This window comes from Phocaeicola faecicola, from assembly GCF_013618865.1.
Lineage (GTDB): Bacteria > Bacteroidota > Bacteroidia > Bacteroidales > Bacteroidaceae > Phocaeicola > Phocaeicola faecicola.
Genome location: NZ_JABSOE010000100.1, coordinates 1 through 9906, shown reverse-complemented (window position 1 = coordinate 9906; position 9906 = coordinate 1). Strand labels below are relative to the sequence as shown.

The 9906-nt window shown below is 48.3% G+C and carries 6 protein-coding genes; all 6 read right to left on the bottom strand.

Features of this window, described 5'->3' with window-relative positions; genetic code table 11:
- Positions 1–613: 613 nt before the first annotated feature.
- On the bottom strand, positions 614–1669 hold the full coding sequence (locus H3001_RS17975; protein WP_181215679.1) for an acyltransferase: 1056 nt from the start codon (positions 1667–1669) through the stop codon (positions 614–616).
- Positions 1670–2070: 401 nt separating this feature from the next.
- Positions 2071–3468, bottom strand: a complete 1398-nt coding sequence (locus H3001_RS17970; RefSeq protein WP_181215678.1) for a sigma-54-dependent transcriptional regulator — start codon at positions 3466–3468, stop codon at positions 2071–2073.
- A gap of 145 nt (positions 3469–3613) precedes the next feature.
- Positions 3614–6142 carry an ATP-binding protein gene (locus H3001_RS17965; protein ID WP_181215677.1) on the bottom strand — a complete coding sequence of 843 codons (2529 nt, stop codon included), beginning with the start codon at positions 6140–6142 and terminating at the stop codon, positions 3614–3616.
- A gap of 18 nt (positions 6143–6160) precedes the next feature.
- Positions 6161–7483, bottom strand: a complete 1323-nt coding sequence (locus tag H3001_RS17960; protein WP_181215676.1) for an MATE family efflux transporter — start codon at positions 7481–7483, stop codon at positions 6161–6163.
- On the bottom strand, positions 7480–8718 hold the full coding sequence (locus tag H3001_RS17955; protein ID WP_181215675.1) for a M16 family metallopeptidase: 1239 nt from the start codon (positions 8716–8718) through the stop codon (positions 7480–7482). The genes H3001_RS17960 and H3001_RS17955 overlap by 4 nt, the downstream gene beginning before the upstream one ends.
- A 19-nt stretch (positions 8719–8737) precedes the next feature.
- The gene (locus tag H3001_RS17950; RefSeq protein ID WP_178245646.1) at positions 8738–9580 is read right to left on the bottom strand and encodes a peptidylprolyl isomerase; all 843 of its coding nucleotides are present in this window, start codon (positions 9578–9580) and stop codon (positions 8738–8740) included.
- Positions 9581–9906 lie beyond the last annotated feature (326 nt).

Genomic DNA, 9906 nt, shown 5'->3' with positions numbered 1-9906 from the left:
AATCCAATATCTGTGTGGGCAGTACAATACTGGCCAACATGCTCAAATAATCGTTTTCCATGCTGTAAAGTAAAGAACTATTCGATTAGATTACAAATTTATCCCCACTAAATTTCTACTGAGCCGAAAAACATACATTTACGCAGAAAGGGGACGCTGTCGCAGCGTCCCCTTTCTATTAACACATAGGCATCTTCATTTTAAGAGTTGTATCATAATAGTTAGAAATTCATACACCTCTTACTCTATGGGGTTGGGTTTTATAGTTTAGTCTTGTAGTTTAGTTCCTATGAGTTGTCTTATTTGTGTGTCTTTATTAGTTACTTATTCTGTTTGTATAAATAAAAATGCAATAAGCATGCCATAAATTGAGATTTTGTATATTATATTGATAATCAGTGGTATGTGGATTATATATCCAAAAATGAAGTGTGGAAACTGTGGAAAAATAGAGGAGAAGTGTGGAAAAAATCCCCACTTTCTTCCCCTGTTTTCTCCACAGTGATGCCACAGATGGAGGAAAGGAGCGGAAAGTTTTCCCCACAACAGAAATTTCCTTCAGACGGGTTGGCACGTCACTCTGTGCTTTCACTGATTTTAGAATGAGGTACTGTTATCCCAGCCAATACTTGCTATATGGGGCTTTGGACAGTAGCTTGACAACTGCATACACGCAGATAAATGTAGCTGCAGAAATCACCGGGACAGAAAGCAGGACGGTATCAAACAATGGATTCAGATACCGGTACAGGATATTCAGTACCATAATGTGTGCCAAATAGATGCCATAGCTGTGGATGGATATATCGCGTATGCAACTTCCCCATTTCCCGTTCCCTTCGGCAGAAAGATTCATTATCATGGAAAATACCCCGTAAGTGAGCATGGCCACATTGGTGGTACAGAATCCCCAGCTCAGTTTCAGTTCGGAAGCCAAAGAAGAAGTTTCTATTCTGGAACAGAATATGCCTGCGGTAATGGCATATCCGACTACAGAAATGGCGACTGCATAAGGAGTGGACAAAGCCCCGTATTTTTTGATGTAGGCACCCAGGATCAGATATCCGATAAAACCGTTGAAATAATAGAAAGCAGGTGTCGGATTCCAGAAACATTCTCCCAGTACGTTCGGATATACGATATGAATGTAGGGCAATAAGGTGGTCAGCAACCATAGCGCAAGATAGGTTTGCATTTCTTTTTTGGAGCAACTGGAAAGCCAGGGTGAGATGACAGGAATCATCAGATATAATCCTATGAGCATGTAAATGTACCATAGGTGTCCTACTTCTACTCCGAAGTTGACAGGGATATGCGCAATGTTGATCAACGCTTGCGTCAGCGTATCTCCCCTGTAGGCCATGTAATACAGGGCATATAAGATGCACCATACGGTAAACGGATATAGAATTCTTGTGAATCTTTTCTTGAAGAACTCGGACGTTGTACTTTTTATCGGTAAGAGCAGGTATCCGGATATCATCACGAACAGGGGCACGGATATACGGGCCAGACTCGTGATCAGGCCAATGAGAAAGGTACTCTCTCCTTTTACGGCACTTCCTCCTTCGCCGATATAGAAAAATTCACTGGTGTGCTGATGGATGACTAAGTAACAGGCTAATACTCTTAATAGATCTAACTGAAAGTTTCTTCTGGTATTTTTCATCGGTTAATGTTTGTAGTTATAATTATCGTTTTTCTATGTTTACATGTTCATGCTGCGGCTTCTTTCCCTGTGTCCTGGACTTGAAAATCCAGACCGTTTCCCCTTTTTTCTACAGGCTTCCCCGATTCTCAATGTGATGCCTTATTTTCTTGAATATGCTTCAGGTGCTCTGAAGCGGAAGCGTGTATGATGATGCCCTGTTGCAGAATAATTATTTATCGGCAAAAATAGAAAGAATATATGTAATGTGCCCTCGAAACAGGAATAAATATGCGTGGCAGGGGAATCGGAATCTGATAATGAATGTATTTATATAAAGAAATCCGGCATTGGCAGGTAGTTTGTCAATGCCGGATTTCTTGCCGGTTTATAATTGGACGTCAACCTCATTCCGCATCTGCTTACTGAGGAATGTCATACAGTTTCATTTTATTGTAAAGCGTCTTTCTGTCTACACCCAGCAACTGTGCAGCCTTTGTCTTGTTGTTGCCTGTCTGCTGGAGAGCATTGATGATTCGCTGCTTTTCCACCTCTTCGTTATGGAGTGCGAAAGACTGAGGAGCAGCCTCTGTCGTATGGGCCAGAATCTCTTCTCCCAGTTCGGCTACCGAGATAAAATCTCCCTGAGCCAGTAAGGTCGCCCGTTTCACCACATTTTTCAGTTGCCTGAGGTTGCCCGGCCACGAATAGCGCTGCAATGCCTCACTGGCCGCTGCATCAAATCCGATCAGGTTACGCTCCAGTTCGCGGTTGGCCTGGTCCAGGAAGAAATTGGCAAACAGCAGGATATCTTCCGGTCTGTCTTTCAGGGCAGGCATCCGCAAGGTAAACTCATTGATACGGTGGAAGAGGTCCTCCCGGAAATTCCCTTTCGCAATGGCCTCGGTCAGGTTCTCGTTGGTGGCACTGATCAGTCGCACGTCGACCTCTATTTCCTTGGCAGAGCCGATGCGGCGTATTCTTCTTTCCTGCAAAGCACGCAACAGCTGAATCTGCACCTCATAGCTCAGGTTGCCGATTTCATCCAGGAAAATCGTACCCCCGTTGGCTTCCTCAAATGCCCCGCATTTATCGTTCAGCGCACCGGTAAAGGAACCTTTTACGTGGCCGAAGAATTCCGAAGCAGCCAGGTCTTTCGGTATCGAACCGCAGTCGATGGCAATAAAAGGCTTGTTGCTCCGCTTGCTCAGTTCATGGATGCGGTGTGCCACATACTCTTTTCCAGTACCGCTTGCACCATTGATCAGCACCGACATCTGCGTAGGTGCTACCAGCCGCACATAGTTATACAGTTGGGTGGCCGCCTCACTCTTGCCTTCCAGGTAATTCTGGCTGGTTTCCGTTTCGGCTTTTGCGGCTGCCTCGGCTTTCTTCTTACCGCTGTTCTCCGCTTTGGAGGTACCTTCACCCATTACTTTCTCGATATCAGATACGTTGTGCTTATGAATCGTCTCCGTGATTTTTTTCAGCAATTCATCGGGCTGTACCGGTTTGGCAATGTAATCGGAAGCCCCCTCTTTGATGGCTTGTACGGCACTCTGTATTTCCGCATAACTGGTCATGATGATGACCGGAATGTCATAAGCCTGACTCCGCAGCCAGGTCAGCAGATGAATTCCATCCTGATCGGGGAGTCGCAGATCCGATAAAATCAGATCATAAGTGCGTGTAGCCAGTTGCTTCCGTGCCCGCGCATTGGTACTTACGGTTTCTACTTCAAATCCTTTCTTCCCCAGCCAGGTTTTCAATATGGTAGAGAATGTCAGATCGTCTTCAACTATTAATATGGACGGATTCATGTGCATATTATTCGAATTGATAAATTAAATTACTTTATCTGTACTGTGTGATAAGCCAACCCTTTTCGCAAAGTTACTATTTTTTTGCATTCACTATGCGTAAAGGGAAGGCATTCATCGGATTTCTTTTAAAAAATAGAAGAATTTAGTTATAGTTTTTGATAAATGCTTCGGCATGCTCGATAATGCTCTTTACAGTTGGCAATATCTTGTGAATATGCTCCAGAGCCTCGCTGCTCATGGAGGCATCTTCACGGTGTGCTTCAAGCCATTTCAGGGAAGGAAGTACCGTATTGGCTTCGATCATGGTGAAGGTCGGAAGCATCTTGTGTGCCAGGTTTCCTACCAGTTTCATGTCTTTCGCCTCTTCACCTTGACGGATGGCCTGGCAGTTCTTTTCTGTCTCCTGGATAAAGGTGCCGATGATTTCCCTGATGGCTTCTTCGTCTCCTTCCGAGAATGCAATCAGCGAAGAAAATTTAGATTCCTCCTTTTCCTCTTTTGCCGGCTGCGCTTCCGGGAGACTGCTGTCTGCGCTTTCTTCTTTGGGGAATGTACATTTGTTCCAGTCTCCTTTCAGGTTCTCCTGGAGCACCTGCAGCAGGTCGGACTGGTTGAACGGCTTGTGCAGGCAACCTGCAAATCCCTGTGAACGGAAATATTCCACATCCATGTCGCTCCGTGCCGTGATGGCAATGACGGGCAGTTCGCGGGCATATCCTACTTTCATTCCGCGTACCTGTTTCAACAGTTCAAAACCGTTCATCGCCGGCATCTGTATGTCTGTCAGCAACAGGTCGAAAGGCTCTTTCTCCAGATAGCCGAAAAGCTCTTCCGGCTGCTTGCAGCATCTGATTATCGCCTGCTGGTCTTTTCCCTGCGCCTCAAGCAGGTTGTGCAGCATGGCTTCCGTGAGATTGATCTGGATGCTGTCGTCATCGATCAGGATAATCTTCAGCGTTTCCGGAAGCACCGGTCCGTTTTCCTTCTCCACTTCTTTTTTGTTTGAAATGCTAGGGAGGGGGACAGACACCCGGAACGTGCTGCCTTTTCCGGGCACACTCTCAATCGAGATCTTACCCTGCAGCAGTTCTACCAGTTTCTGTGTAATGGACAGTCCCAGTCCGAAACCCTCTTCGCCCTGCGCACTCCGCAGTCGGGTAAACGCCTGGAAGACACGCTGCTGCTCCTGCTCGTCCATTCCACATCCCGTATCCGAGACACTGAAAATAAACTGGTTGCCTTCGTAGGCCGTATGCAGTGTCACACTTCCTTCGGCTGTAAACTTCAGGGCGTTCGAAAGCAGGTTTTCCACAATCTGTCTGAGACGGAAGGGGTCGCCTTCCAGGGTCTTTGAAGCCGGAATGGTATTTTCCAGTACCAATTTCAACTGCTTCCGTTCTGCCAGGGGCAGGAAACTGGTATAGATGGTGGTAAACAACTGATGAGGCTTGAATGCTACCGGGTTCAGGTCCATCTTACCGGCTTCCAGACGGTGGTAGTCGAGCAAGGAGGTAATCAGGTCGAGCAGATGCTGTGCCGAACTCTTCATGTTCTGCAGGTAGAACTGCTGCCTCTTGTCGTGTATCAACCGGGTCAGCAGGTCGATATAACCGATGATAGATCCCGCCGGTGCCTTAATGTCGTGGGTGATGGTCAGCATCAGTTTTTCACGGGTAACCAGCAGGTTCTCCGCATACGACTTCGCTTTTTCCAGTTCCCTGCGGTAATGGTTGCTCCGGGTGATGTCCCGCCAGATGATGGTAAAGAAAATCAGTACCAGCAAAACTGCCAGTATAGAGATGGTGGCCATGGTCCAGGCCGCCTGTTCCCGGATATTCTGTTCGTGCAGGTACTTGGCCTCTGCAGCTTTCTGTTCATCTGTCTCAATGGTCTCCAGCAACTGGTTGACACGCTGGCTGATCCGGCTGCCGGCAATGCGTAGGCTGTTGATGCGGCGGTCCAGGGTCTTCTGGTTTTCCTGCCGCGTCTGGAACACCTTGTTCTGGATGTTGGCCAGCATGGAAGCGATGGTATCCACCGGATTGTAAGCTTCATCGATGGTATCCGTATATTCCTCCTGTATCACGTTGTTTACCTGAGTAGAGTCTTCCTTTCCGGGAGCAAAGACATCGGCCAGCCGGCGGAAGAACTTTTTGGGCTTGTGATGAATCGTGTACGTATTGTGATGCGTCACGATTCTCCGGCGTACGTGCGTACTGCTCAGCAACGAATCCTGTTGCAGGATCAGACTGTCAATCTGTTGCTGGTACAATTCTTCGGCCGGATTCTGCGCCATGGCCTCCAGCACCAGTATCATATACCGTTCCTTGTTGCGCAACAGTTGACTGACTGTATCCAGACGGGCTTGCTGCAGCGTATCACTGAGCAGGACACGGAGCGAGTCGATGGAAGCTCCTGCCTCCCTCATTGCCCGCTGGTAGATCGGATAGTCTCCCAGCCGTCCGGTACGCAATGTCTGTCCGATGATTTCTGCTTCATACAACTGCGTTACAATCTGGTGCGTGGTCCGCCGCCGGTTCACGATGGTCTCCTCCAGCCCGTTGGGAGCCATGAGCAGTGTCATCTGCTGATAGATATATCCGATGGTTCCAAAGAGCAGCACGATGAGCAACAGGTATCCGAATGCAATTTTAGAGGAAGTAGAAAACATAGGCTACAGGGTTTAAAATTATGATTTCAGGGTCTGATGACGGAAGCGCAGGTAATACATGATGCCCGCACTGGTCAGTCCGAACGGAAAGGCCATCCATACGCCGGTGATTCCCCATTCGAGGACGAAGCCGAACAGGTAACCTAAAGGAAGAGAAATGATAAAATAGGCAATGAAGGAGAAGACCATCATCCATTTTACATCGGCAATTCCTCTCAGGGCATTGGCGAAATTAATCTGCAGACCATCGCCGAACTGATACAGCAGGAAGGGGATGATGACCTGTGCCACCATGACCGAAACCCGTAGGTCGTCGGTAAACCATCCTCCTATCTGATGGCGCAGCAGGAAGATAGGGATGGAGGTACATACAATCATCATCAGGATGATATGAAAGCCGATATTGGCTGTCCTCCGTACATTGGGCATGTCCTGCAGTCCGAAGAAATTACTGGTACGTATGGACACGGCGGCTCCCATGCCATAATACATCATGAAGCAAATCTGCGAGATGGCAGTCATGACCTGGTACGTGGCAAGCTCCGTACTTCCCAGCCATCCGACCATAATGGCACTCAGACTGAATGAGGCAGTTTCCATACCCATCTGTCCGGCAATGGGCCATCCCAGTTTGTTGAGGGTCTTGAAGTCGGCCATGTTGACTCTTCCCTGCTGGAATCCCTCGCGGAAAATACGGTAGCGGGAACTTCCCCAAAAGAGAATCAGATAGGCCACTACCATCAGAATGCGGGAGGTCAGCGTAGAGACTCCGGCTCCCAGCAGTCCCATTTCCGGGAAACCGCATTTTCCGTAAATCAGGATGTAGTTTCCGATGATGTTCAGCACGTTTCCTCCCAGCAGAATCCACATGGATACTTTCGTGTCGGTAATCCCGTCGGTAAACTGCTTGAATCCGTTGAACCACAGTACGAAAGGCAAGGAAATAAGCAGCACCAGGAAATAAGGACGCATGTATGGCAACAGTTCTTCCGGCTGTCCCAGGTTGCCCAGGTTCAGGTACAGAAGGGTCATGACCGCATAGACCAGAAGGGCCAGTACGGTATTGGCTACCAGACTGTTTTTCAGCATGCCTCCGGTTTCTTTCAGCTGGTTCCGTCCGAACAGGCTGCCCACTACAGGAGTCAGTCCGTAGGCAAATCCGGTGCTGAAAATGATGGCAAGATTAAACATGTTGTTGACAAAACTGGCAGCCGCCAGTTCCGTGGCACTGTGATGGCCGATCATCAGCGTATCTGCCAGTCCGAGAATAATCACCCCGATCTGTCCGATGACAATGGGGAGTCCCAGCAACAGCAGCGTACGATAGTGTGATAAATTCATTGAATAGCTCGATAATATAAAACATTACAATTTTCGGGAACGAATGCCTGTCGGGAAACCCGGATAATCTCTTCTGCAGTGACCGACCGGTATTTCTCTACCTCCCAGTTGATGTCCTCTGCCTCTCCCGTCAGTTCGAAGTAGGCCAGGTTGGTGGCTACGTTCAGGTAATTCAGGTTACTGAAAATCTGTTCGCTCTCGTACCGGTTCTTTACCTTTTCCAGTTCCTCGTGTCTGACCGGAATCTCTTTCAGTTTTTCCAGTTCCTCCCAGATGGCTTTTTCAGCTTCCTCCAGTGATACCCCTTCCGAAGGCTTGCCGGTAATCTGCAGCAGTCCTTCGTCCAGGCTTCCCGAAATATATGCATCGATGGAACTGAATACCGGACGGTTAATGACCAGTGACTGCACCAGTCGGGAAGAACGTCCGTTGCAAAGCAGGTCGCTCAGAATGTCATATACATAATAATCGGGATGCTTGCGGTGACACATGTGAAAAGCCATGTAAAGTGCGTCCATCGGGACCTTGCGCTCTACGGTCTTCCGGCGTATCTCGGTCTGTACGGGTTCTGCCGGCAACTGCCGTACGGGTACTTCGCGTGCCGGAATCGGACCGAACCATTTTTCTGCCAGGCGGACCGTTTCTTCGAAGGAAATGTGTCCGGTTACCGCCAGGATGGCATTATTGGGTGCGTAGTAGCGGAAGAAGAAATCCTTTACTTCTTCCAGCGTCGCATTGGCAATGTGACTGATTTCCTTTCCGATGGTCGGCCAGCGGTAAGGATGGCACTGGTATGCCATGTCGCGGAGCAGGTGTCCGGTATCTCCATACGGCTGGTTGAGGTTGCGCTGCTTGAACTCCTCGATGACTACCTGTCTCTGTACCTCCAGGCTCTGCGGATTGAAGTTCAGGCTCAGCATGCGGTCGCTCTCCAGCCAGAATCCGGTCTCCACATTCTGGTAGGGCAGCGTAATGTAATAATTGGTAATATCGTTGCTGGTCCACGCATTGTTCTCTCCTCCGGCAGTCTGTACGGGAGTGTCATAATCGGCAATGTGTACAGAGCCGCCGAACATCAGGTGCTCGAACAGGTGCGCGAACCCGGTGTGTTCCGGATCCTCGTCGCGGGCTCCTACCTTATACAGCAGGTTGAGGGCTACCATCTGTGTGGAGCAGTCCTCATTGTGTACGATGCGGAGCCCGTTGGGCAATGTATGACGGTTTACTTGAATCATGTGAGTGTACCTCTCAATATTAGTCTTCAACTACAACAGCCTTCAGGATACGGATGTCCTTTTCCGGACGGTCGGTACGGTTGGTCTTTACTGCTTCAATCTTTTCCACTACATCCATACCTTCCACTACTTCACCGAAGATGGTGTAGCTGCCGTCCAGGTGAGGGGCTCCGCCTACCGTCGTATAGGCTGCAATCTGTTCGCGGGTAAATTTCAGGGCCGGCTCGTCTTTTACCTGTGCACGGGCCTGTGCTTCCAGACTGTCCTGCAGTGCCAGCAGTCCTTCCGTATCGTTGGCCTTGCGCATCTTGTAGATTTCCTTCATGTGCTTGCGGGCCAGTGCCTGGAATACGCTGTCCAGACGTGCTTCGTTCATCTGGTTTTCCATGTTGATCATCTGGGCTTCTGTAAACTTGCGTCCAGTTACGATGTAGAACTGGCAGCCTGAAGATTCTCTTTTCGGGTTTACTTCATCGCCCATACGTGCAGCCGCCAACACTCCTTTCTTGTGGAAGAACTTTGGGTTGAACTCTGCCGGGAGGGTGTATCCTACATCTCCGCTGCCCAGTGTAGTGGTAGTATCTGTAGCCGTCTTGCTCTGAGGGTCACCGGCCTGTATCATAAAATTCTTGATGACACGGTGGAAAAGGGTACTGTCGTAAGTTCCCTCTTTTGCCAGCTTGATGAAATTATCACGGTGGATAGGGGTTTCATCGTATAATTTTACGGTAATGTTGCCCATGCTGGTTTCCAGACGGACCAATTTTTCATTTCCTTTAGCCATATAAGTAGTCTTTTTTTGATTGCCCGTACATGCAAAGCAGCAGGCCATCAGGGTTAATAAAATGAATGTCTTTTTCATAATTGGATCAGATTAGTTTGCAAAGTTACAAAAAAGCCATTGCTTATCTGTGATTTTAAGGTGTCTTTTTATTGTGTGATAAGGAAATGGAGACAAAAGACGCTGAGGCCAGATGGAGAAGATTATGATTTTGGATAAGGTGAATCGGGTGAAAAATACAGAGATAATCCTTCATCTCTGGATCTGGACAGATGATATAAAAAAAGAGGCTGTCTCAAAATGAGATGGCCTTTTTTGTGTCTGCAAAAAAAATCGGGCAAGTCCTAACTTCGCGAAGTCAGAACTTGCCCGTCTCCCTAATTTTTTGTATCTTAGGGAATCAAGTC